This is a genomic window from Thioalkalivibrio sp. AKL7, from assembly GCF_000381705.1.
GTDB classification, from domain to species: domain Bacteria; phylum Pseudomonadota; class Gammaproteobacteria; order Ectothiorhodospirales; family Ectothiorhodospiraceae; genus Thioalkalivibrio; species Thioalkalivibrio versutus.
In genome coordinates this window covers 479472-501631 of the sequence record NZ_KB906947.1, presented here as the reverse complement: position 1 = coordinate 501631, position 22160 = coordinate 479472, and the positions used below count along the sequence as shown (strand labels likewise).

General features: G+C 66.6%; 21 protein-coding genes, 4 tRNA genes and 2 other RNA genes. 9 read left to right on the top strand and 18 right to left on the bottom strand.

Translation table 11 applies throughout. The features are described from left to right. Positions 1-20: 20 nt before the first annotated feature. A complete protein-coding gene (locus tag G315_RS0102230) occupies positions 21-971 on the bottom strand; it encodes a GGDEF domain-containing protein (protein ID WP_018145536.1) in 951 nt (316 codons plus the stop codon). Between the two features lie 35 nt (positions 972-1006). Continuing rightward, positions 1007-2503: an FAD-linked oxidase C-terminal domain-containing protein gene (locus G315_RS0102225; protein ID WP_018145537.1), complete on the bottom strand. Its 1497-nt coding sequence runs from the start codon at positions 2501-2503 to the stop codon at positions 1007-1009. An 81-nt stretch (positions 2504-2584) separates the two neighbouring features. Between G315_RS0102225 and crcB the strand changes: the two genes are divergently transcribed. The 4 genes from crcB to G315_RS0102205 all read left to right on the top strand — a co-directional run bounded on the left by crcB (position 2585) and on the right by G315_RS0102205 (position 5912). Continuing rightward, complete coding sequence (gene crcB / locus G315_RS0102220) at positions 2585-2995, top strand: fluoride efflux transporter CrcB (protein ID WP_018145538.1); 411 nt, start codon at positions 2585-2587, stop codon at positions 2993-2995. Between the two features lie 85 nt (positions 2996-3080). Continuing rightward, on the top strand, positions 3081-4367 hold the full coding sequence (gene serS, locus G315_RS0102215) for a serine--tRNA ligase (RefSeq protein ID WP_018145539.1): 1287 nt from the start codon (positions 3081-3083) through the stop codon (positions 4365-4367). 55 nt (positions 4368-4422) lie between these two features. Continuing rightward, entirely contained in the window at positions 4423-5460 is a 1038-nt protein-coding gene (locus G315_RS0102210) for a thioredoxin fold domain-containing protein (protein WP_018145540.1), read from the top strand. A 29-nt stretch (positions 5461-5489) separates the two neighbouring features. Beyond that, the gene (locus G315_RS0102205; RefSeq protein WP_019611833.1) at positions 5490-5912 is read left to right on the top strand and encodes a hypothetical protein; all 423 of its coding nucleotides are present in this window, start codon (positions 5490-5492) and stop codon (positions 5910-5912) included. 21 nt (positions 5913-5933) lie between these two features. Here G315_RS0102205 and cyaY read toward each other — a convergent pair whose 3' ends face one another. From cyaY to G315_RS0102190, 3 genes are read right to left on the bottom strand one after another with little or no spacing between them, the layout of a single operon-like run. Further along, positions 5934-6257 (bottom strand): iron donor protein CyaY, encoded by a 324-nt coding sequence (gene cyaY / locus G315_RS0102200; RefSeq protein WP_019593266.1) that lies wholly within the window; start codon positions 6255-6257, stop codon positions 5934-5936. A gap of 52 nt (positions 6258-6309) precedes the next feature. Continuing rightward, complete coding sequence (locus G315_RS0102195) at positions 6310-6696, bottom strand: DUF423 domain-containing protein (protein WP_019611832.1); 387 nt, start codon at positions 6694-6696, stop codon at positions 6310-6312. Continuing rightward, on the bottom strand, positions 6696-7031 hold the full coding sequence (locus G315_RS0102190) for a hypothetical protein (RefSeq protein WP_018145544.1): 336 nt from the start codon (positions 7029-7031) through the stop codon (positions 6696-6698). The genes G315_RS0102195 and G315_RS0102190 overlap by 1 nt, the downstream gene beginning before the upstream one ends. Before the next feature lie 385 nt (positions 7032-7416). On the opposite strand from G315_RS0102190, the gene G315_RS0102185 reads away from it, so the two are divergent. Then, complete coding sequence (locus tag G315_RS0102185) at positions 7417-7977, top strand: hypothetical protein (protein ID WP_018145545.1); 561 nt, start codon at positions 7417-7419, stop codon at positions 7975-7977. 128 nt (positions 7978-8105) lie between these two features. Here G315_RS0102185 and G315_RS0102180 read toward each other — a convergent pair whose 3' ends face one another. From G315_RS0102180 to G315_RS14515, 7 genes are all read right to left on the bottom strand, one after another. Beyond that, complete coding sequence (locus G315_RS0102180; protein ID WP_019611831.1) at positions 8106-8876, bottom strand: class I SAM-dependent methyltransferase; 771 nt, start codon at positions 8874-8876, stop codon at positions 8106-8108. A gap of 5 nt (positions 8877-8881) precedes the next feature. Beyond that, positions 8882-9100, bottom strand: coding sequence for a SlyX family protein (locus tag G315_RS0102175; protein WP_018145547.1), 219 nt, complete (start codon positions 9098-9100; stop codon positions 8882-8884). Positions 9101-9105: 5 nt separating this feature from the next. Further along, a complete protein-coding gene (locus G315_RS0102170) occupies positions 9106-10077 on the bottom strand; it encodes a D-2-hydroxyacid dehydrogenase (protein WP_026338810.1) in 972 nt (323 codons plus the stop codon). Positions 10078-10175: 98 nt separating this feature from the next. Continuing rightward, on the bottom strand, positions 10176-10865 hold the full coding sequence (locus G315_RS0102165; protein ID WP_018145549.1) for a Bax inhibitor-1/YccA family protein: 690 nt from the start codon (positions 10863-10865) through the stop codon (positions 10176-10178). Between the two features lie 122 nt (positions 10866-10987). Beyond that, the gene (locus tag G315_RS0102160; protein WP_018145550.1) at positions 10988-13060 is read right to left on the bottom strand and encodes a SulP family inorganic anion transporter; all 2073 of its coding nucleotides are present in this window, start codon (positions 13058-13060) and stop codon (positions 10988-10990) included. Positions 13061-13549: 489 nt separating this feature from the next. Then, positions 13550-13639: transfer RNA gene (locus tag G315_RS0102155), tRNA-Ser, on the bottom strand. A gap of 68 nt (positions 13640-13707) precedes the next feature. After that, a tRNA-Ser gene (locus tag G315_RS14515) sits at positions 13708-13867 on the bottom strand. A gap of 145 nt (positions 13868-14012) precedes the next feature. On the opposite strand from G315_RS14515, the gene G315_RS0102150 reads away from it, so the two are divergent. After that, positions 14013-14087: transfer RNA gene (locus tag G315_RS0102150), tRNA-Val, on the top strand. A gap of 94 nt (positions 14088-14181) precedes the next feature. Here the strand turns inward: G315_RS0102150 and G315_RS13945 are convergent. The 4 genes from G315_RS13945 to pdxH form a co-directional block, all read right to left on the bottom strand. Beyond that, a non-coding RNA gene (locus G315_RS13945) (RtT sRNA) lies at positions 14182-14322 on the bottom strand. A gap of 43 nt (positions 14323-14365) precedes the next feature. After that, positions 14366-14513, bottom strand: a non-coding RNA gene (locus G315_RS13940) — RtT sRNA. 36 nt (positions 14514-14549) lie between these two features. Then, positions 14550-14639 (bottom strand) — tRNA-Ser (locus G315_RS0102145). 82 nt (positions 14640-14721) lie between these two features. Beyond that, positions 14722-15366: a pyridoxamine 5'-phosphate oxidase gene (gene pdxH, locus G315_RS0102140; protein ID WP_018145551.1), complete on the bottom strand. Its 645-nt coding sequence runs from the start codon at positions 15364-15366 to the stop codon at positions 14722-14724. Between the two features lie 119 nt (positions 15367-15485). On the opposite strand from pdxH, the gene G315_RS0102135 reads away from it, so the two are divergent. The 3 genes from G315_RS0102135 to G315_RS0102125 all read left to right on the top strand — a co-directional run bounded on the left by G315_RS0102135 (position 15486) and on the right by G315_RS0102125 (position 20015). After that, on the top strand, positions 15486-17048 hold the full coding sequence (locus tag G315_RS0102135; protein WP_019611829.1) for a glutamate synthase-related protein: 1563 nt from the start codon (positions 15486-15488) through the stop codon (positions 17046-17048). 116 nt (positions 17049-17164) lie between these two features. Further along, the gene (locus G315_RS0102130; protein ID WP_019611828.1) at positions 17165-17563 is read left to right on the top strand and encodes a globin; all 399 of its coding nucleotides are present in this window, start codon (positions 17165-17167) and stop codon (positions 17561-17563) included. A gap of 139 nt (positions 17564-17702) precedes the next feature. Beyond that, entirely contained in the window at positions 17703-20015 is a 2313-nt protein-coding gene (locus G315_RS0102125; RefSeq protein WP_019611827.1) for a YgiQ family radical SAM protein, read from the top strand. Between the two features lie 12 nt (positions 20016-20027). Here G315_RS0102125 and G315_RS0102120 read toward each other — a convergent pair whose 3' ends face one another. Together G315_RS0102120 and hpnE are read right to left on the bottom strand one after the other, a co-directional pair. Next, entirely contained in the window at positions 20028-20816 is a 789-nt protein-coding gene (locus G315_RS0102120) for an SDR family NAD(P)-dependent oxidoreductase (RefSeq protein WP_019611826.1), read from the bottom strand. Beyond that, the gene (hpnE, locus tag G315_RS0102115) at positions 20813-22159 is read right to left on the bottom strand and encodes a hydroxysqualene dehydroxylase HpnE (RefSeq protein WP_019611825.1); all 1347 of its coding nucleotides are present in this window, start codon (positions 22157-22159) and stop codon (positions 20813-20815) included. The genes G315_RS0102120 and hpnE overlap by 4 nt, the downstream gene beginning before the upstream one ends. Position 22160: the final 1 nt, after the last annotated feature.

The following is a 22160-nucleotide window of genomic DNA, read 5'->3' as shown; positions in this document are numbered from 1 at the left end:
CCGCGCAGGATGGAAAAAGTCTAGGAGATCGCGGGTCGCGCTGCCGGTCGCAGTTCGCGTTCCGCGCGCTTCAGGGCGTGTTGCAGGCTTCCAGCACCGGGTTCGCGCATGGCGTGGCCAATGGCCGCGGGGATGGCCTTTGCGGACAGGGCCTGGCGGATGTGTCGCGCCCGCGCCGCCAGGGGTTGCGCCCTCAAGTCGATCGCGAGCAGGCCGAAGCGGGTGCCGCCGAGTCGACCGATCAGGTCGGTGGGGCCTGCCAGGCCCTGCAGGGCGAGGATCGCGCGAACCAGTTCGGTGTCATCCTGAATGCCAGTGCTGTCCACGCTCGAGTCCCCGGGGAAGAGATCGAACAGGATGATGCCGGCGGGTTGGCCGCTCTGTTGGCAGCGGGTCTCCTCCGCGTCCAGCGCGAGCTCCCAGCCGTGGCGGTTGAGCACGCCGGTCAGGGGATCACCGTGGGCGGCCAGCGCAGCGTGCTGTCGCAACCGGTCCAGCCCCTCGGCGCGCTGGCTGAGACGCAGCAGGTGCCCCAGCGATCCTGCCAGGGCACGCACGACCGGCTCATGGTGTTCGATCGCGGAGTCCATGGGTTCGGGATGCAATCCGCAAAGCGTGCCGAAGAGTTCGCCATCGGCATCGTACAGCGGGAACCCGATGTAGCAGCCAATCGTTGCGACGTCATTGATCGGGGCACTGGCATAGGCTGGAACCGTGCGTGCGTCGGCGGCGATGTTGGGTCCGTCTCCGGCGTTCATGTGCACGCAGTAGGAGTGCTGCCAGCTGAATGCGGCCCCGGGACGGATGCGCGGTGCGTGGCCGTGGGTGTGCAATACCACCCAGTCGTCGGATTCGACCCGCGTGAGCATCCACATGTCCAGCGGGATCAACGCTTGCAGCGCCCTCAGGGTGGCGTCGACGGCTCCCGAGAAGTCGTCGGCCAGTGCGGTAGCAAGGGTGGCCCGGGGCATTGGAGGTTTAGCTCGGTTCGGTCGAGCCGGTCATCCTACAGGCGCGGGAGTTCCGGGTGCGACAGCTGCCCACCGTGGACGTGCTGGCGCCCGAACTCGGCGCAGCGGGCGAGGGTGGGGATGGCCTTGCCGGGGTTGAGCAGCCCCAGCGGGTCGAACGCGCGGCGCAGGTGGTGAAACTGCTCCAGTTCCGGCGCGGCGAACTGCACGCACATGCCGTCCAGCTTTTCCACGCCTACGCCGTGTTCCCCGGTGACGGTGCCACCCACCTCCACGCAGAGTTCGAGGATCTGCTGGCCGAAGGCCTCCGCGGTTTCCAGTTGCCCGGACTGGTTGGCGTCGTAGAGGATCAGTGGATGCAGATTGCCGTCACCGGCGTGGAACACGTTGCACACGCCGAGGCCAACCTCGCGCGACAGGGTGTTGATTCGTTCCAGCACCGTCCCGATCTGGTGGCGCGGGATGGTCCCGTCCATGCAGTAGTAGTCCGGCGAAATACGCCCGGCGGCAGGGAACGCGGCCTTGCGCCCGGCCCAGAACAATGCGCGTTCGGCGTCGTCGCGGGCGGTGTGCACCTCGGTGGCCCCCAAATCCAGGAGCTTCTGGCGTACCACCATGACGTCCTCGGAGACCTCGGCGTTGGTCCCGTCGAGTTCGCACAAGAGGATCGCGGCCGCCTCCACCGGGTAGCCGGCGTGGACGAAGTCCTCCGCAGCGCGGATGGCAGCGTTGTCCATCATTTCCAGCCCGGCGGGAATCAGTCCGGCGGCGATGATGCCTGCCACTGCGCGTCCGGCGGCCTCGGCCTGGTCAAAGCTGGCCAGCAGGACCTGGGTGCGCTCGGGGCGGGGCAGCAGGCGCACGGTGACTTCGGTGACGATGCCCAGCATGCCCTCCGAGCCAACCATGAAGGCGAGCAGGTCCAGTCCGGCACTATCCAGCGTCTTGCCGCCGAGGCGGATGATCTCGCCCTCCAGGGTGACCAGTTCCAGCCCGATCACGTTGTGCACGGTGAGTCCGTACTTGAGGCAATGCACGCCTCCCGCGTTCTCGGCCACGTTGCCGCCGATGGAACACGCGATCTGCGAGGACGGGTCGGGTGCGTAGTAGAGCCCCTGCGGGGCCGCCGCCTCGGAGATCGCGAGGTTGCGCACGCCGGGCTGGACGACCGCGCAGCGGTTGTCGGCATCGATCTCCAGGATGCGATTGAAGCGCGCCAGGGACAGCAGCAGCCCAGTCTCGCTGGGCAGGGCGCCGCCGGACAGCCCGGTGCCAGCCCCGCGCGGCACGATCGGGACCCCGTGCTCGCGGCACAGCCGCAGGCAGGTCAGCAGTTCTTCGTGGGTCCGTGGCAGGGCCACGGCCCCGGGGATCTGGCGGTAGGCGGAGAGACCGTCGCACTCGTAGGCTCGGCGTTCCGCGGCCTCGACCACCAGGGCGTCCGAGGGCAGCTCGGTGGTCAGAGCCTCAATGACCGTGGCCAGCGCCTGTGCGGCGGCCTCGGTCGGCGGTGTGGCGGGATGGGCGCTCATGGCCTCGATGGTAGGGGTCTGCTGGGTCCGTGCGAGGTGATCGCATAAACTGTGGGTCTTTTCCGCAAGCGGGACGTGATGATGGGCATTGGGCTGGGCTCGTATCTGGCAGTGGCGGCCGGCGGTGCGCTGGGCTCGGCACTGCGCCTGGGGATGCAGGAGTGGATGGTGGCGCACTTCGGGCGTGCCTTCCCCTGGGGGACTTTGAGCATCAACATCCTTGGCTCGTTCCTGATCGGGGTACTGGCCGTGGTGCTGGTGGAGCGCCTGGAACTGCACCCTGCCTGGCGCTTGTTGCTGGTAGTGGGGGTGCTCGGGGGGTTCACGACGTTTTCAACCTTCTCCCTGGAAGTCGTTCACATGGTGGATGTAGGCGCCTGGGCGCGTGCACTGGGCTACATGCTCGCGAGCCTGCTGGTCTGCGTGCTGGCTGCGGCAGCGGGGCTCCATGGAACTCGATTCCTGCTGGGGGTCGGGCCGGTCGCCTCGTGAGGGCATTGGCCGCGACCGTGGACGCCACGGGGCGGCAACCGTAGACTTCCCCGTCGTTCTTTCCACCCCTTGCCGGAAATCCGTCATGCTTGATATCCACAGCCTGCGCCAGGACCTGGATGCGACTGCCACCGCTCTGGAACGCCGTGGCTATACCCTGGACCGCGAACGCTTCAAGGCCCTGGAGGCCCGCCGCAAGGCGTTGCAGATGCGCACCCAGGAGCTGCAGGCCGACCGCAACACCCGCTCCAAGGGTATCGGGCAGGCGAAGGCGCGGGGCGAGGACATCGAGCCGCTGAAGGCCGAGGTCGGGCGCCTGGGCGACGAGCTCAAGCAGTGCGAGACCGATCTGCACGGGGTCCAGCAGGAGCTGGATGCGATGCTGATGCAGATCCCGAATCTGCCGCAGGCGGACGTGCCCGACGGACTGGACGAGAAAGACAACGTCGAGGTCCGCCGCGAGGGAACCCCCCGGACCTTTGATTTCACGCCGCGCGATCACGTGGACCTGGGCCTGCCCGGTGGCTGGCTGGATTTCGAGGCCGCGGTGCGGGTGGCCGGTTCGCGGTTCGTGGTAATGCGCGGTCAGATGGCGCGCCTGCACCGGGCACTGACCCAGTTCATGCTGGATCTGCACACCGGCGGGCACGGCTACCAGGAGACGTACGTCCCCTACCTGGCCAATCCCGAATCGCTGGAGGGGACCGGGCAGTTGCCGAAGTTCGACGATGACCTGTTCTCGGTCGATTGTGACCAGCGCTACCGTCTGATCCCCACCGCCGAGGTCACCCTGACCAACCTGGTGCGCGAGCAGATCCTCGATGCCGAGGCCTTGCCACTGAAGATGGTGGCCCACACCCCGTGTTTTCGTTCCGAGGCGGGCAGCTATGGGCGCGACGTGCGCGGCCTGATCCGGCAGCACCAGTTCGAGAAGGTGGAGCTGGTGCAGATCGTGCAGCCGGAGAGCTCGGATGCCGCACTGGAGGAACTCCTGGGCCATGCCGAGCGGGTCTTGCAGGCGCTGGAACTGCCGTACCGCGTGATGCTCCTCAGCGCCGGGGACATGGGCTTTGCCGCGGCGCGCACCTATGACCTGGAAGTCTGGCTGCCGGCCCAGGATGCCTACCGCGAGATCTCCTCTTGCTCCAACTTCCAGGCCTTCCAGGCGCGCCGCATGCAGGCGCGCTTCCGACCGAAGGCGGGCGAACGCCCGGAGCTGGTGCACACCATCAACGGCTCCGGGGTTGCGGTCGGCCGGGCCCTGGTCGCATTGCTGGAGAATCACCAGCAGGCGGACGGCTCGATCCGCATCCCGGAAAAACTGCGCCCGTATCTCGGGGGAACCTCGGTGATGGAGCCACCGTCCGAATAGGAGGTCCACCGGGAGTCGGCTTGACGTGAATAACGCCCTTGGCAGGAAGAGTTGGTTGGGTTGGCTGGCGAGCGTCTCGCTGGTGGGCATGGTGGTGTTGTTCGCGACCGCCTCTGTGGCGGACGAATCCGTCGAATCCGACGAGGGGATCGTGTTCGATGACACCCCGCGCCCGATCGGGCTGCATACGCCCGACTGGTTCGAGCTGAGCTTCCTCGATCTGCGCGAGGACCTGGAAGACGCGGTGGAGCAGGGAAAGATGGGGCTGGCCGTCTACTTCGGCATGGATGACTGCCCCTATTGCGAGGCGCTGTTCGACAAGAACTTCGCACAGGACGATATCCGCGAGTACCTGGCGTCACACTTCAACGTGGTGGCCATCGACGCGCTGGGCACGCGTGAAGTCACGGACCTGGACGGCGAGACCTGGCTTGAACGGCGCTACGCCGCCGAACAACGGCTGAACTTTACCCCCTCGATTGCCTTTTACGACGAGGACGGCGAGCGCATCCATCAGATGCGCGGATACTACCCGCCATACCGGTTCCGCGCGCTGCTGGAATACGTGATTGACCGGCATGACCGCGAGGAGAGTTTTCGCGACTATCTGGAGCGCGCCGACCCACCGCCAAAGTTCGATCTCGACGACATCAACCAGCGGGAGTTCTTCATCAACCAGCCGTATGCGCTGGATCGGAGCCGGATCCCCGCCGAACGCCCACTGGTGGTGTTCTTTGAGCGCGAGGCCTGTCATGCCTGCGATATCATGCACTCCGAGCCGCTGCAGCAGGACGAAGTGCTGGAGCGCATCGGCCTGATGGATGCGGTGCAGCTGGATGCCGACGATGCCGATACGCCGGTGCTGACGCCGGGTGGCGACCGCACTAACGCAAAAGACTGGGCCGCGGAACTGGGTGTGCACTGGGCGCCCACGCTCATTTTCTTCGACGAGCGTGGCGAAGAGATTATCCGCATCGATTCGGTCGTCCACCAGAATCGGCTACGCAACGTGCTGGACTTTGTCCTGACCCGTGGCTACGAGGAGTATCCGACCTTCGAACGCTGGCGTGCCCAGCAGCCGCCACGCCCCTGACCACGCCGCTGACTCAAGGAATCATCCCTTTGCATTTCGACCGTGACTTCGTAATCCGCAACCGTGATGTGCTGGAAGGTATCGTTGCCCGTTCCCACCGCGTAGCACTGGGAATCTTCGCGGTGACCTTCGGGGGCTATGGGGCGGCGGTATGGCTCTGGTTCCAGGACAACGTGTGGGCCGCCCTGGTGGTGGCGACGCTCAGCTACCTGGTGTTCCGCCAGTTCCGCATGCTGGCGCTGGGAGTAGCGCGCATGCCGCTGCGCGGCGATGCGGAGGCGGTGGAGGCGCTCAAGGCGATCGATATGGCGCTGGAACAGGACAAGCCCCACCCGGTACTGGCCGAGGTCGAGGCGCATCTGCGGGCGCTGGAAGAGGCGCCCGCAACGCAGGAGGAACGCGAGGCCGCGGGCCCGGACGATTCGAAGAAGGGGGCCGGCAAGGGCGACTGACAGCGACCTTTGGTCGCCGGATCAGAGCTCGACGGGTACGCCCAGTTTCTGCTCGATGACCCGCACCAGGGTCGCGTGCAGCTCTTCGCCGTTGCGATCGTCGATCCAGGTGCCTTCCTCGTCGGAATAGCCGAAATGGGCCGGTCCTTCGGGCGAGGAGAGCCAGATCTGCTGTGCGGCCTCCTGGCGGTTCAGGATCAACTGGGCGCCATCGTCGAATTCGATCGTCATCACGCCGTCGATCAGGTCAATGTCCAGGTCGTCCAGCGCGCTTTGCTCGGTGAGGCGGGTCTGGATGTCGTCCAGGGTGTTTTCGGCGAATACGGCGAAGGAGGTCTGGCTCATGGGGATCTCGATACGGTCGGGAAGAGGGGGGTGGCTGCGCCGTGATTATAGGTCAGCTGCGCCAGGCGGCAATGGCCAACCCGGCCCAGCCGAGGATAAACGCGGTGCCGCCCAGCGGTGCAATCGCGCCGAGGATACGGGGTGCGCCGAGCACCAGGGCATACAGGCTCCCAGAGAACAGCAGGATGCCGATCACGAACGCCACAGCACTGGCAGCGGCCCAGCCGTTGGCCAGGTGGGCCCACAACGCCGCGACCAGCAGCAGGGCCAGGGCATGGATGAAGTGATACTGGACGCCGGTATGCCAGGTCGCGAGGGCCTGTTCCGTCAGGCGTTCCTGCAGGGCGTGGGCGCCGAAGGCGCCGAGGACGACGGCAATCCCTGCCAACAGGGCAGCGATGACAACAAGGGGGCGAATCAGCGGTTCGCTGGCCCCCATCAGGCGTCGTCGCCCATCTCGCTGTCGATGTCCTGGCCGGCGACCCAGCCGTGCTCGCGGGCGCGCTCGATGGCTTCGTTATGGATGCGCTCATGGCGCTCGCGCAGCTCGGGCGGGAGGTTGCTGATGCGCAGGCTGTATTTGTCCCACTCGGCGTTGACCTGGTCATGCAGCATCTGGATACGCGAGACATCCCAGCCATCGCAGGTTTCGTCCTCCGGGAGGATGCCGAATACCCAGGCATCGCGGATGAAATTGCCGATGGGGGTCATGCCGGCGTACATGTCGTTGTACAGGCCGACGTAGGTGCGACTGGAGCGTTTGGGTTCATTCATGCTGCATAGTCTAGGGAAATACTGATGAATGTACACACTCGCGTTGGCACCCCAGGTTTTCCGAGACAAGGCGCGTCGTGCAGCGGGTAGTGGTTCTACCCGCAAGCGGCGCAACGCAGGATCGGGGAACCTGGGGTACCAACCCGACAGGTGATTGAAAGAGCGGGCTCGGCCGCCCGTTGTTGATGAAAACGGGCGCGCGCACGGCGTTGCGGTTCCCTTGTGCAGAATGACTGCACGGCAGTCACCGCGCCTTGTTCGCACGCAAAAGCGACTCGAGCGCGAGGGTGTACATTCATCAGTGTTTCCCTCGGCTGCGTCCGTCTCAGGCAAAGCGATTTCGACGAGGTGTCCGAGGGCTTCCGGACGCGAACGGGGATACTAGGTGCACGCAGAAAACGACTCGCTGACTCGGGTACGCATCCGCGCCCTGATCAAACTGATGGTTCTCGGGGCCGCCCTGCTGCTGGTTGGGGTGATGCTCCGGTACGCCTTTTCCGGACCGGGCGATACCCGTGGCGAGACGCTGCGGGTGGATCTTGCCGAGATTGCGCCGGGCGAGGCCCTGCGTGTGATTCACGGTAGCCGTCACGTGCTTGTGGTCCATCGCGATGCCGCGTGGCAGGCCGCCCTGGCCGGTGATGACGAGCTGGTCGACCCGGAGGCCCGCCGCGGCCAGCAACCGGACGGGCTGGATCGGCCATTGCGCAGCTTCCGGCCAGAGTGGCTGGTGGTGATCGGCGAAAGTGCGGATCTGGGTTGCGAGCTGGACCTGGTCCACCCGGACGAGGCCGACGGCTGGAGCGGTGGCTTTGTCGACCGCTGCCGGGGCGGACGTTACGACGGCGCCGGCCGCGTATATGCGGATCAATCGGCCCGGCGCAACCTGCCCATCCCCGACTATCGCTTCGCCGGGGATGACCAACTGATCCTGGGCAGACCGTGAAGGTGACTTCCCAAGCGGCCCTGGCTCTTTCACCGGGCCCCAGGGTGACGTGGTTCCGCGAGGCGCCAACTCGGTATGGGGGTGTCTCTGCGGACGCGGAAAACCGTGTCCGGCCTGGACGGTCTGAGTCAGCCGTCCTCCACCTTCGCGAGGGTGATGGCAGGGTAGAGGTCAAACCGCACGCTCTTGCCCTTGATGCTCGCCTGGGGCGAGTCGGGACCGAGGGCGGGCGCATGCAGCGGGCGCTTGACGATGACGCGACGTTCCACGTTCTGGCGCAAGGTGGCCAGGGTTTGCTCCGCGTCGGGGTCGGCCGCCTCGGGCATCAGCGCCTGCATCAGCTGCATGTCCTTTTTCACCGCGGCCCGCTTGGCCCGTTCCGGGAACATGGGATCGAAGACCGCGGCCATTGCCGGGGCGGCGAGATGCGCCGGATCGGCCTTCCCCTCGTGCAGGGTGATGCGTCCGATGATGGGCGCGAGTTCCGGACTGGACGCCGCGCGTTCCAGCGCGTCGGCGAGCAGGAGGTACACCACGGGATGCCGCTCCCAGGCCGTGACCCGGAAGCCGTGCGCGGCCAGCAGGAGGGTGTCGCGGCCCAGGCCGGCGGAGGCATCCAGCACATGGCCGTCACGCGGGAGTCTGCCGAAGGCGCGGATCAGGCCCTCGCGCTGGTGGCCAGCATGGGCGAGGCGATAGCCCTGGCGCCCGGCGGCAAAGTCCAGCTGCAGTCGCAGCGGCGGGTGTACGTCCTCGCGGACCAGTTCGAGCCCGCGGTCTCCCGTCTCCAGCACGAGCGTGGCTTCCCCGGCATGGGCGTAGCTGCGCGCCGCCAAGGCCAGGCGCAGTGCGTTGGCGGCGGACTCGTGGCCGGGGGCCGCGCGTACGGTGAGTGGCATGGGCGTCAGTAGTGCGGCGGGGGTGGTTCGGCGCCCTCCGGCCCGCCGCCGTGCTCCTCGAGGTCGCGCATGCGATCGCGCAGCCACTGGACCTGCTGGCGCAGCTCGGTATTGGCCTGTTGCAGCTCCAGTTGCACGCGGGCCTGCTCCTCCTGGGTGTATTCCTGATGGGCCAGGCGGATCTCCAGATCCTCGATGCGTTTTTGCAGGGCTTCCGAATCCATGTGGGTTACTCCACCACGTTGCGCGGCTGGTCGCTCGCGTAGCCGTGGATATTGGCCGTGACCTCGTCGATTACCCGCTGCCGGGCGGTTCGCGCGGCCCAGGCGGTGTGGGGCGTGAGGACGAGGTTGGGGATATCGTCGGCCAGCAGGGGGTGATCCGCCGGTGGGGGTTCCGGTTCCAGTACGTCGATGCCGGCGCCGCCGAGATGCCCGCTGCGCAGGTACCTGGCCAGGGCCTCGGGATCGACCAGGCCACCCCGGGCGGTGTTCAGCAGCAGGGCCCCCGGACGCATCTGGCGCAGGGCGGCATCATCGATGAGGTGCCGGGTCGTCGCGGTCAGGGGGCAGTGCAGGCTGATGACGTCGCATTGTCCCAGCAACCGTTCCAGCGGCACGCGATCCTCTTGTGCTGCGCGGTCCGGATTCAGGCTCTCGGCGACCAGCACCTCCATGCCAAAGGCCTCGGCGACGCGCGCGGTGGCCCGGCCCAGTACGCCCCAGCCGATGATGCCGAGGCGCATTCCGGCCACGGTGCCGATGGGGTGGTCGAGGAGACAGAACTGATCGGAGGCGCTCCAGCGACCGGCGCGAATGTCCGCGCGGTAGGCGTCCAGTTGGGTGACTAGCGTCAGGAGCAGGGCGAAGACGTGCTGCACCACGGAGTCGGTGGCGTAGTCGCGCGCATTGCTGACGACGATACCCAGGCGGTGGGCTGCCTCCACGTCGATATTGTTGGTGCCGGTGGCGGCGGCGCAGACGAGTCGCAGGCGGGGTGCGGCGGCCAGTGCCTCCGCATTCAGCTCGACCTTGTTGGTGACGATCACCTCGGCATCGCCGATTCGGCCCAGTCGCTGATCCGGCTCGGTGTGCTCGTGGAAGGACCACACGGGGAGGCTGGCCCGGAGTTCGGTCAGGTCAAGATCGTCGCGGTCGACCGTGGCGAGATCGAGAAAGACGCCGCGTTGAAGGTGGCTCATGATCGGCGTGTACCCGTATTCAATGAAGATGGTGTCCAATGAAAAGGGCCCCGCTGTGCGGGGCCCTGGAGCGCATTCCTGCCGTGCTGTGCAGAACCCTAGTTGTCGCCCATGAAGGCGTGGAACAGGTTCAGCAGGTGCAGGAACATCACATAGAGGTTCGCGTACAGCGAGACCGTCATCACGATGTAGTTGGCCTCGGGGTCGTGAATCATCCGGCTGGTGTCGAACAGGATGGCGGCCGACAGCAGCAGGACAACCGCGGCCGAGATGGCCAGCGACAGGGCCGGGATCGCCAGGAACAGGTTGGCGACGATGGCCAGCAGGGCGACGATCAGGCCGACGACCAGGAAGCCGCCGAGGAAGCTGAAGTCCTTCTTGGTGGCCAGGGCGTAGCCGGAAAGCGTGACAAACGCGACCGCAGTGGCGGCGAAGGCGTTGCCGACGATCTGGGGCCCGTTCGGCAGACCCAGGTACATGCTCAGGATCGGGCCGAGGAAGAAGCCCAGCACGCCGGTGAAGGCGAAGGTCAGCACGATGCCCAGCGCCGAGTTGCGCGCGGCGTGGATGGCGAACGGGCCGCCGATCAGCACCCCCAGCATGATGATCCAGTGCACCGGCGGCGCGTTGACCGCCATGGCGATGAACGCGGTGATCGCGCTGAACGCCAGGGTGAGCGACAGCAGCATGTAGGTCTGCCGGATCACCTTGTTGGTGGAGATGGTCTCGCTGATGGAACCAGTGCTGGACGGATTGCGACTCGAGCGGACGATCTGGTCTCGGGACACGGGTCAACTCCTCATTGGATTCGAAACAAGCACAGTGTAGCGACAAGCGTTCCCGGTTGCAGCGTTTCCCTTGCGGTTTCAGGGCATGCGGGCCGATCACGCGGTGATCGGCCCGGTGCGGGTTACTTGATCGGCTCGCCGACCTTTTCCGAGATGGTCTTCACCGCATGGTCGGTGGACTTGAAGATGTTGTCCTTGCCGATGATGTCGTCCAGCCCCGTGCGCTGCATGACCTCCATGATCTGGGCCTTGACGCCGGCGAACACGAGCGTGATGCCGCGGGCCTTGAGGCGGTGCACCAGTTGATGGATGACCTCTTCGCCGGAGGCGTCGATCTCGTTGATGCCCTTGCCGACGACGATCAGATATTTGGATTGTGGGTGGCGGGCCAGCAGGTCCAGTACGGCATCTTCGAAGTAGGGCACGTTGGCGAAGTACAACGACCCATCGAAGCGCATGATGCCGACCTTCTCGTTGGTCTCCAGGCCGTAGCGCTGGGCCTCGCGCAGGGTGCCGTCCTCATAGCGTGCCAGTTCCGAGACACGCGGCTTCATGGTGCGGTACAGATACAGCACGATGGCCAGACCGGCACCGGTGAGGATGCCGTAGTCCAGGTTCGGAGCCATTGCGAGGGTCGCAACGAAAGTCACGGCCGCGGCAGCGCCATCGTGCTTGTTGGCCACCCATGCGTGCTTGATGGCCTTGAAGTTCACGAGCCCGGCAACCGCCATCATGATGATGGCAGCGAGGACCGCCTGTGGCAGGTGATAGATCAGCGGCGTCAGGAACAGGAGGGCCAGGCCGATGAGTACCGCAGTAAAGACCGAGGAGAGGCCGGTCTTGGCGCCGGAGTTCAGGTTGACCGCTGATCGCGAGAACGAGCCGCTGACCGGATAGCCCTGGGTGAAGCCGCCGGCGATGTTCGCCAGACCCTGACCCATCAACTCCTTGCTGGGGTCCAGGCGCTGGCCGGTCCGTGCCGCCATGGCCTTGGCGATCGCGATGGCCTCGGTGAAGCCCACCAGCGCGATGACGAAGGCGGTGGTCAGCAGCGTGGTGAAGGTGCCGAAGGTAATATCCGGGATCGAGAACCCGGGGAGCCCCTGGGGCACATTGCCCACCACGGCGCCGCCGCCGTTCAGATGCACGGTATCTTCACCGACCCGTTCGATACGCCATGCGGCGCGATCGGCGCGCGCACGTTCGGCATCGGTCAGGTGATCGTCTGCAATGAACCGCGCAGGCTGGTCGTTCTCGCCGGGGACGCGACGCAGCGTGATGTCGCGGATCTCCTCGCGCATGCCGGCAAGTTCGGGGCGCAGTTCATCGCGCTGCAGACGCAGCTGGTCGGCCTCGTGGCGCAGGCGCACGGCCTCGGCGCCCTCCTGTTCCTGGAGCTCTGCTTCCAGCCGGCGGATCTGCTCGTCGAGATCGGCGAGGCGCCTGCCATCGCTCTCGATGGACTGCGCGAGAGTCAGAACCTGGGCCGGGGCGATCTGCTGAAGGGACGTCTCGGCCTTCTGCTCGTAGCCGATTGCCCAGCTCACCAGGATCGCCACGACCACGGCGACCAGTACCCCCGGGATCTTCGGCACGAACCGTTTCATCAGCACCATCAGGCCAATGGCGCCGACGCCGAACGCCAGCGTGGGCCAGTGGACGCTGCCCAATTCCGTCATCACGCCCCAGAGGCCCAGCATGAAGTGGCCGCTGGTATCAATCGGGACACCGAGGATCTTGTTCAGCTGCGACAGGGCGATGATGATGGCCGCGGCATTGGTGAAGCCGACGATGACCGGATGCGAGATAAAGCTGACCAGCGCGCCAAGCTTGAACAACCCCAGCATCAACTGGACCAGGCCCACGATGAATGCCAGGGCAATGGCCAGCATGACAAATTCGGAAGAGCCCTCGGCGGCCAGCGGTATCAGCGCCGAGGCGGTAAGTAGCGAGACCACCGCGACCGGGCCGGTGGCGAGCTGGTTCGATGAACCCCACAGCGCGGCGACCATGACGGGCAGCAGGGAGGCGTAAAGCCCGTACACCGGCGGTAGCCCGGCCAGCTGGGCATAGGCCATGGACTGCGGGATCAGGACCAGGGCGACCGAGATCCCGGCGATGAGGTCCGCGTTGAGGGTTTGCTTCGTCGGGCGCCAGCTGAGGAAGGGGAACACTCGCAGCAGAATCGAAGTCATCGGGTCGCTCGCTTGGCCAGTTCGTGAGGGTTGACGACGGCCGGAACCGATGCAATAGGCCCAAGGGCAGTCCGGGCCGGGGCTTGCCAGGGCCGTCGTCACAATACTGGCAGCCGGTGCTGGGCCCGGTCGGATGCACGGGCGCAGTCGCGAAAGTAGCGCCAGATTATAGGCGGTCAGTCCATTTTCTTCTATCTAACTTGTTCTATATGACACATACCGTATCGGCTATGGATTGCGAGCAAGCTGCGAAGGGGGTTCGTCTGGCGGAGGCGGGAGATGACTGCGGCCGGGAGGCTGGAAATGGCGGAGAGGGAGGGATTACGGCCAGCGCCGCTGGCCGCCCTTCGGGCCGCCTTCACGTTGCTACGGCGTTCCGGTGTCGCGTTGCGCCACCGGTCGAACCCGCTTTCTGGAATCTCGGGTTCGAATCCCGGAACGCTGGGGCTTGGCGGCACAGTGCTTTGGGTGAATCCTGAGGATTGGGAATGGCGGAGAGGGAGGGATTCGAACCCTCGAGGGGCTTTCACCCCTGCCGGTTTTCAAGACCGGTGCAATCGACCACTCTGCCACCTCTCCGAGGTTGAGCATTGTCTGGCAAGGGGGACGGGCTGGCAACCGGGGGTGGCCCGCGTGGCCTGGCGGCCACGAGAGGGAGGGATAGATTCGGACCTGCGGTCCTCACCCTTCGGGCGTTGCCTGGCGGCAACGTCCTGCGGCGGCTGCGCCGCCTTGTCGAACCCTCGAGGGGCTTTCACCCCTGCCGGTTTTCAAGACCGGTGCAATCGACCACTCTGCCACCTCTCCGAGGCTGAGCATTGTCTGGCAAGGGGGGCGGGCTGGCAACCGGGGGCGGTGCCGGGTCTCCCGGCGAAGGGCTCGCTGGGAGCGGGATATTCGGCATGCAACGCTTGACGTTCGCTCGCTTGAACCCTAATCTTGTCCGCGCTCCGGGCGGTTAGCTCAGCGGTAGAGCACTGCCTTCACACGGCAGGGGTCACTAGTTCGAACCTAGTACCGCCCACCAGCTTTGAATAACAAGAAAGCGGCCTCGGGAAACCGGGCCGCTTTTTTTGTGCCTGTGAGACGGTCGCATGTGACATGAGAGGCGCTTGCGGAATCTGGCGAGCGGGAGCGATTACTCGGCGTGTTGCGCCTCGTCCTTCGGGTCGTCGCCTGCAGCGACGTTCTGGCATCGCTGCGCGCTGCCAGTCGAACCGTCATTTTCGATTCCTCGGGTTCGAACCCCGAAACCGCAGAGGCCAGACATGCGAAAGGGGCCGCTCGGGCCCCTTTGCTAGTATTTGGCGGAGAGGGAGGGATTACTCGGCACTTCGCGCCTTGCCCTTCGGGTCGTCGCCTGCGGCGACGTTCTAGCGCCACTATATGGCGCCAGTCGAAGCTGAATTTCTTTATTCCTCGGGTTCGAATCCCCGCGCGTCTGGGCTAACCATGCAAAAGGGGCCACTCGGGCCCCTGTGCTTAAATCTGGCGGAGAGGGAGGGATTCGAACCCTCGGTACTCGCGAGAGTACAACGGTTTTCGAGACCGCCCCGTTCGACCACTCCGGCACCTCTCCGAATCTGCTTGCCGCGCGGGGTCGAGCCGCTACGACGGAGCGAATCCTAGCAGATTCGGTTGGCCGAGCGGTAGCGTCTCCCTTAGGGCATCAGACGGGTGATCTCCCAGTCGCTGCCCACGCGGTGGTATTGGAACCGGTCGTGCAGCCGATTGGGGCGGCCCTGCCAGAATTCGAACAGTTCGGGCTGCAGGCGGTAGCCGATCCAGGCGGGATCGCGCGGAATGTCGCCCTCCGGGTATTGCTGCTCCAGCGAACGCACACGCTGCTCGAGTTCGTCGCGGCCGGCGACCGGGTGGCTCTGGGTCGAGGCCGCCGCGGCAATCTGGCTGCCGCGCGGGCGCTGGTGGAAGTAGGTATCGGCCAGTTCGCCCGGGAGGGCAGTGACCGGGCCTTCGACCCGGATCTGGCGCTCGGTCTCGGGCCAGTAGAACAATAGGGCGGCCTGCGGGTTTTCGCTCAGGTCCTGACCCTTGCGGCTGCGCGAGTCGGTGTACCAGGCCAGGCCCTCGGGATCGACGTGCTTGAGCAGAACGGTGCGAGCGGAGGGCTGGCCGTCGGCGCCGGCGGTGGCCAGGATCATGGCGGTGGGGTCCGGGTTGCCGGCTTCACGGGCGGCCTCGAGCCAGTCATTCAGCAGGCCGAGCGGGTTTTCGTGCAGGTCGCTGCGGCGAAGTTCGGCGCGGGTGTAATCGCGGCGGGTATGGCGGTGGTCGGCGGTGCTCATGGGGCCCCCTGGGCTGGATGCGACGACTTCATCATACGGCGCCGGCGGGGATTCGGAAATTTGTGCGACTTTCACTGTCACAGATGAGGACGATTCAATTCGAGCGCAAGGAGCATCCGATGGCTGAACCGATTATCGCCGCAGTGGAACCCCGGGGAGTGGAACTGACAAAGGGCGAGGAGTACGCGTTCTGTCGCTGCGGGCGCTCGAAGGATCAGCCATTCTGCGACGGCTCGCACGAGGGCACAGGTATCGAGCCGCTGATTTTCACGGCGGAAGAGGACGGCGAGGCGTACCTGTGTCAGTGCAAGCAGTCCGGCAATCTGCCGTACTGCGACGGGACGCATGCGCAGTTCGATCAGGACGCGGTGGGTCAGCCCGCGAGCGCGGCGGAAGGGGATTCCGAGGCATCGGATCAGGGCGATCAGGCCCCGAGCCCCCGTAACAGCGAGGTCGAACCGCATGTCGAGTGGATTCACGCCCTGGCACGCGATGGCTTGGAGGGTGTGGGCCGCCATGGCACAACGGTGGCCATGGGTGTCCCGCGCGATCGATTGCCCGCGTGGGACGGGCTGCAGCTCCTGGCGGCGCAACTGGCCACACGCCCGCTCGACGAAGATGCCGACGTGGGCACCTCGCTGGTGATCGGGCCCGAGGCGAAGCGCCCGCTGGAACTGGCGATTCCGCTGCTGGTGTCGGACATGAGCTTTGGTGCGCTTTCGCGCGAGGCAAAGATCGCCCTGGCGCGCGGGGCAGAGCGGGCCGGGACCGGTATCTGCTCCGGCGAGGGGGGCATGCTGGACGCCGAGCAGGCAGAGAATTCGCGCTACCTGTTCGAGTTGGGGCCGGCGCAGTTTGGCTATTCGGACGAGGTGCTGGACCAGATTCAGGCGTTTCACTTCAAGGCCGGCCAGGCCGCGAAGACCGGGCTGGGGGGGGTTCTTCCGGGCAGCAAGGTAAGTGACGAGATTGCGCGGGTGCGTGGGATCGAGGCGGGGCAGGATGCCCATTCACCCGCTGCCCATGCCGATCTGCAAAGCCCGGACGATTTCCGCCGGTTTGCCGACGCGGTGCGCGAGAAGACCGGTGGTGTGCCGGTCGGATTCAAGCTGTCGGCCAACCACATCGAGGCGGACCTGGCCTTTGCCCTGGAGGCTGGCGCCGACTACCTGATCCTGGATGGCCGAGGCGGCGGCACGGGCGCCGCGCCGGCCCTGCTGCGCGATCACATCAGCGTGCCTACCATCCCGGCGCTGGCACGGGCGCGGCGCTTTCTCGATGCCAACGGCGCCACTGGACGGGTGACGCTGCTGGTTACCGGTGGGCTGCGCACGCCCGCGGACTTCGTGAAGGCCCTGGCCCTCGGTGCGGACGGGATTGCCCTCGCCAATTCGGCGATCCAGGCCGTGGGCTGCGTGAGCGCGCGGATGTGCCATACCAATCAGTGCCCCAGTGGTGTAGCGACCCAGGATCCGAAACTGCGCAGCCGGCTGGACCCGCAGGAGGGGAGCGAGCGGCTGGAGCGTTTCCTGAATGGTTCCACCGAGTTGATGAAAGTACTGGCGCGGGCCTGTGGGCATTCCAGTCTGGAGGACTTCGGGCCGAATGATCTGACCACGTTCGATCGCGATCTCGCACGTCTCGCCGGTATCCAGTACGCAGGGGTTCTCGAGGGACGTTGATGGCCGTCCTCTGGAGCCGGGTAACCCCGATGTGTTCCTGCTCCCGGGGGGATCTGGATTAGCCCGCCTCGGAGCAATCCCGGTAGAATCGCGCTTTTTCGGGAATGGGGGTTTTGATGAGCTACTCCGATGTCCACCAGAGCTACGGGCGTTGTCGGCGGGCCGGCAACTTCGTGGATCGCTTCTACGAACGCTTTCTCGCCGCCGACGAGCGGGTGGCACAGGCGTTCACGACCACCAACTGGTCGCAGCAGAAGCGGGCCCTCGGGCAGGCAATCTCCACTGCGATCAGTTACGCCGAGGGCGAGAGCTTCGTCGCACCGACCATGGAAAAGATGGCCGAGGTGCATAGCCGCCATGGCCGCGTACCGGTCGCGCCGGAGCTGTACGGGGTGTGGCTGAACTGCATGGTGGAGACGGCCCGCGAGTTGGATCCGCGCTGGGACGAGTCCCTGGCGCAGCGCTGGCGCGGCGCGCTGAGTCCGGCGATCGATCTGTTCATCGAGCGCTACTGACGCGAGCCGGGCCGTTTCCGGCGGCCCGGTCAACCACTGCGAAGTCCCGCCGGCGGGCGTGCCCTGTTGATCTTGGGGCGCCCCCGGCGTGTAATGCGCGCATTTCCTGTTGCCGGCGTCCGCCGGAAGAAGCCTGGTCATGTCCGCAGCACCCGATTCCCTGTTCGCCCGCAAGCCCTACTGGGCCAAGCGCTTTGGCACGGCGCCGTTTCTGCCAACCACGCGCGAGGAAATGGACGACCTCGGCTGGGACAGCTGCGACATCGTGCTGGTGACCGGCGATGCCTATGTGGACCACCCGAGCTTCGGCATGGCGATCATCGGCCGGCTGCTGGAGGCACAGGGGTTCCGCGTGGGCATTCTGGCGCAGCCGGACTGGACCTCGGCCGAGCCGTTCCGGGCCCTGGGGCGGCCGAACCTGTTCTTCGGCGTGACCGCCGGGAACATGGACTCGATGGTCAACCACTACACCGCGGAGCGGAAGATCCGCTCCAACGATGCTTATACGCCGGGGGACGTGCATGGCAAACGCCCGGACCGTGCGGTGATCGTGTACGCCCAGCGCGCCCGCGAGGCGTACAAGGACGTGCCGGTCGTCGCCGGCGGGATCGAGGCCAGCCTGCGGCGGATTGCGCACTACGACTACTGGCAGGACAGGGTGCGTCGTTCCGTCTTGCTGGATTCGCGCGCCGATATCCTGCTGTTCGGCAATGCCGAGCGTGCCCTGGTGGAGCTCGCCCATCGCGTGGCCGCGGGCGAGCACCCGCGCGAGATCACGGACCTACGCGGGACGGCCCTGCTGCGCGATGCCGTGCCGTCCGGCTACGTCGAGCTGGATTCCAGCGAGGTTGATACCCCCGGACCGGTGGATGCCAACCCCGACCCCTACGCCATGGTCTCGCCCGAGACCTGCGCCGATGCCGAGGCACAGGATGCACAGGCGGCCGAAGCGGAGGCAGGTGCGAAGGTCGTGCGTTTTCACCGGGATATCCCGCGTGGCACCCCGCGCGAGCAAACGGTGATCCGTATTCCGGCCTTCGAGCAGGTGAAGGGCGACGCGGTGCTCTACGCGCATGCCTCGCGGGTGCTGCACCTGGAGACCAACCCGGGGAATGCCCGCGCGATCGTGCAGCGCCACGGGGACAAGGAGGTCTGGCTCAATCCGCCGCCGATCCCGCTGTCGACACCCGAGATGGATGCGGTGTTCGATCTGCCCTATGCGCGGGCCCCGCATCCGTCCTACGGGGATGCGCGCATCCCGGCGTGGGAGATGATCCGCTTCTCGGTGAACATCATGCGCGGCTGTTTCGGCGGCTGTACGTTCTGTTCCATCACCGAACACGAAGGGCGGATCATCCAGAGCCGCTCCGAGGACAGCGTGCTGCGCGAGATCGAGGAGATCCGCGACAAGGTGGACGGGTTCACCGGCGTGATCTCGGATCTGGGCGGCCCGACCGCCAACATGTACCGCCTGGCCTGCAAGGACCCGAAGATCGAGCAGAGCTGTCGGCGACTGTCCTGCGTGTACCCGGGCATTTGCAGCAACCTGGACACCGACCACGCGCCGCTCATCCGCCTGTACCGCAAGGCGCGGGCGCTGCCGGGCATCAAGAAGATCCTGATTGCATCGGGTCTGCGCTACGACCTGGCGATCGAGTCACCGGAGTATGTGAAAGAACTGGTGACCCATCATGTGGGGGGTTACCTGAAGATTGCGCCGGAACATACGGAAAAGGGACCGCTTTCGCGCATGATGAAGCCGGGCATGGGGACCTATGACCGATTCAAGGCCATGTTCGAGAAGTACTCGAAGGCGGCCGGGAAGGAGCAGTACCTGATCCCGTATTTCATCGCCGCGCATCCCGGCACCACCGACCAGGACATGCTGCAGCTTGCGCTCTGGCTGAAGCGCAACGACTTCCGCGCCGACCAGGTGCAGGCGTTCCTGCCCAGTCCCATGGCCCTGGCCACCGCCATGTGGCACTCGGGGCGTGACCCGCTGCGCGGCATTCGGCGCACGACCAGCGAACGCGTCCCCGTGCCTCGCGGGGTGCGCGCGCGGCGTCTGCACAAGGCGTTCCTGCGCTATCACGATCCGAACAACTGGCCGCTACTGCGCGATGCCCTGCAACGTATGGGGCGTGCGGACCTGATCGGAAATGGCAAGCATCACCTGGTGCCGACCTGGCAGCCGGCCGGGACCGGTCAGGGTTCGGCACGTCCGTCCACCGGAGGGCGCATCACCCGTGGCGGCAAGGCGCTGAAAAAGCGCGGCCAGACCTTCCAGACGCAGCACAACGGCGTCGAGGCCGCAGCACGCCCCGGTGGCAAGCCAGTAGAAGCGGGCAAGGCCGGCGGGGCGCGTTCGGCCACGCCCAAGGGCGGCAAGCCGCGCGCGGGTAGTGGGAAGGTGCGCAAAGGGCGCCCGGCCGGAAAACGACCGCGCGCCTGATGCCCCTGCGGTTCAGGACGCCGTGTCGGGCACCGGGACCTGGCCTTCCAGGCTGATGTTCAGACCGGTGGTGGTGCGGTCGCCGGGGTCCAGGAAGTACAGGTAGGGGCCGACCACGGCCTCGGGCTCGGGCAGGAGGTCGGGGTTTTCCCCGGGATAATGCCCGGCGCGGAAGCGGGTGCGTACGGGGCCGGTGTCGATACCGTTCACGTGCAGGAAACGCGGTTCGTTGCGATGCTCGTGCGACAGGATGTCGATCAGGCCGTCCTGGGCCGCCTTGGCCATGCCGAAGGCGCCCCAGAAGGCCTTGCGGGCGTTCTGGGTGGACACGACCAGGCTCCCGGTGGGGCTGGCCTCCAGCAGCGGCAGGACGGCCTGCGTGAGGAAGAACGGGCCGTGCAGGTTGCTGTTGATCACCTTGAACCACAGCTCCGGGTCGTAGTTCTTCATCGGCATCAGGGCGCCGGCCCAGCCCGCGTTCAGTACCAGCCCGTCCAGGCGGCCGAGGGAGTCGCGGATGTTCTCCGCCAGGTCACCATAGTCCTTGACCGTCGCGCCTTCGAGATTCAATGGGTAGATCGCGGGCTGCGGGTGACCGGCCTGTTCGATCCGGTCATAGACCGCTTCGAGGCCCTTCAGGTCCTTGTCCAGCAGGACCACGATCGCGCCGGCCGCGGCACAGGCCTCGGCAACCGCGCGGCCGATGCCGTCGGCGGCCCCGGTGACCAGGATCACGCGTTCATCGAAGGCGCCGGGTTCCGGGCGGTAGGCGAGCAGACGGGCAATATCGAGATCGGTCAAGGATGGTCCTCCAGGTACAGGTGCGCCGATTCTAGTCCAGATTGTACGGCCGCTTCGAGCGTGGACGGCAGTGCAGGCGTCAGGTAATCCCCGGCCAGATAACACCCCGGCCAGGGCGTGCGGGCCGGCGGGCGACGTGCATCCAGACCGGCTTGCGCGTCCAGCGTCGCGCGGCGTTCGCAAATGCTGTGGCCGGTCTCGGGTTCGCCCAGTTCGGGGAAGGTTCGGGCCAGGGAGCGGGCGACGGTGCGCCATCGCGCATCCGCCGTCAACGGTTCGAGGTCGTCGGCCGCGGAGATCACGACCGCCAGCCAGTGTGGTGCCCCGGCGACATGCCGGGCGATCAGCCATTGGCCATGCTGGTCCAGCAGCCCCTGTAGTGGCGGAAGATCTTCAAGGCGCCGCGCATAGCGCAGGTAGACCGTGCAGATGCTGCGGGCGCCCATGGCATTCAGGCCCTGGTGCGTGGCCTCCCAGCCGGTTTCGTGTGGCAGCAGGGCAGCGGCGGCGGCTGGGGGGGTCGCCAGGATCACGCCGCGCGCCGGGCTCGCCACGCCCTGGCGGTCGCGCAGGCGGTAGGGGGCGGCGTCGTGAGTCGTGCTGCGCTCAATGGCGGTGATGCGGCGGCCAAGATCCACTCTGGCGCCACGCTCCCGGAGTTCCTGTACAGCCGGTTCCGGGAACAGCTCGCCGAGTGGCCGCGCGGGGACGAGAAGGCGCGCGGCTTCCGGGCCATGGTTGAGTGCCAGGCGCAGGACGTTCTGGAAGATGCGGGCCGAGGCGGTTCGGGGCGGGGTGTTCATCACCGCCAGGCACAACGGGTCCCACAGGCTGCGAATGAGGGCGTCGGGCTGACGGCGCTGGCGCAGCCAGTCGAGGACGGGGAGATCGTCGCGCAGGGGCCGGTGCAACATGGCGGCGGCGCCGGACAGGGCACGCAGGCGTGTACCAAGGGAGTGCTTCGCAAGCGCCCGGTAAAGCGCGGCGGCCAGGGCGGGCAACCGGGGCGAACGTGGTTCCAGCTGGAACGCCGGGTCCTGCGGCCGGCCGGTGGGCTCGAACATGCGCAGGCCGAAGGGCAGGGCCTGAAACGCCTGCTCGGGGTTGATGCCGACCGAACGGATCTGCTGCAGGGTCTGCTGGCAGGCCCCGACCAGGATGTGCTGGCCGTTGTCGAGCGGGGTGCCGTCCAGGTCGAGGTTGCGGGCACGGCCACCGAGGGTCTTGCCGGCCTCGATCAGGTGCACGGGGTGCCCGGCGCGAGCAAGCGCCAGCGCAGCGGTCAGGCCGGCCCAGCCCGCGCCGACCACGACCGCCGGGGCCGGGGGGGAGCTGGAGGTCATG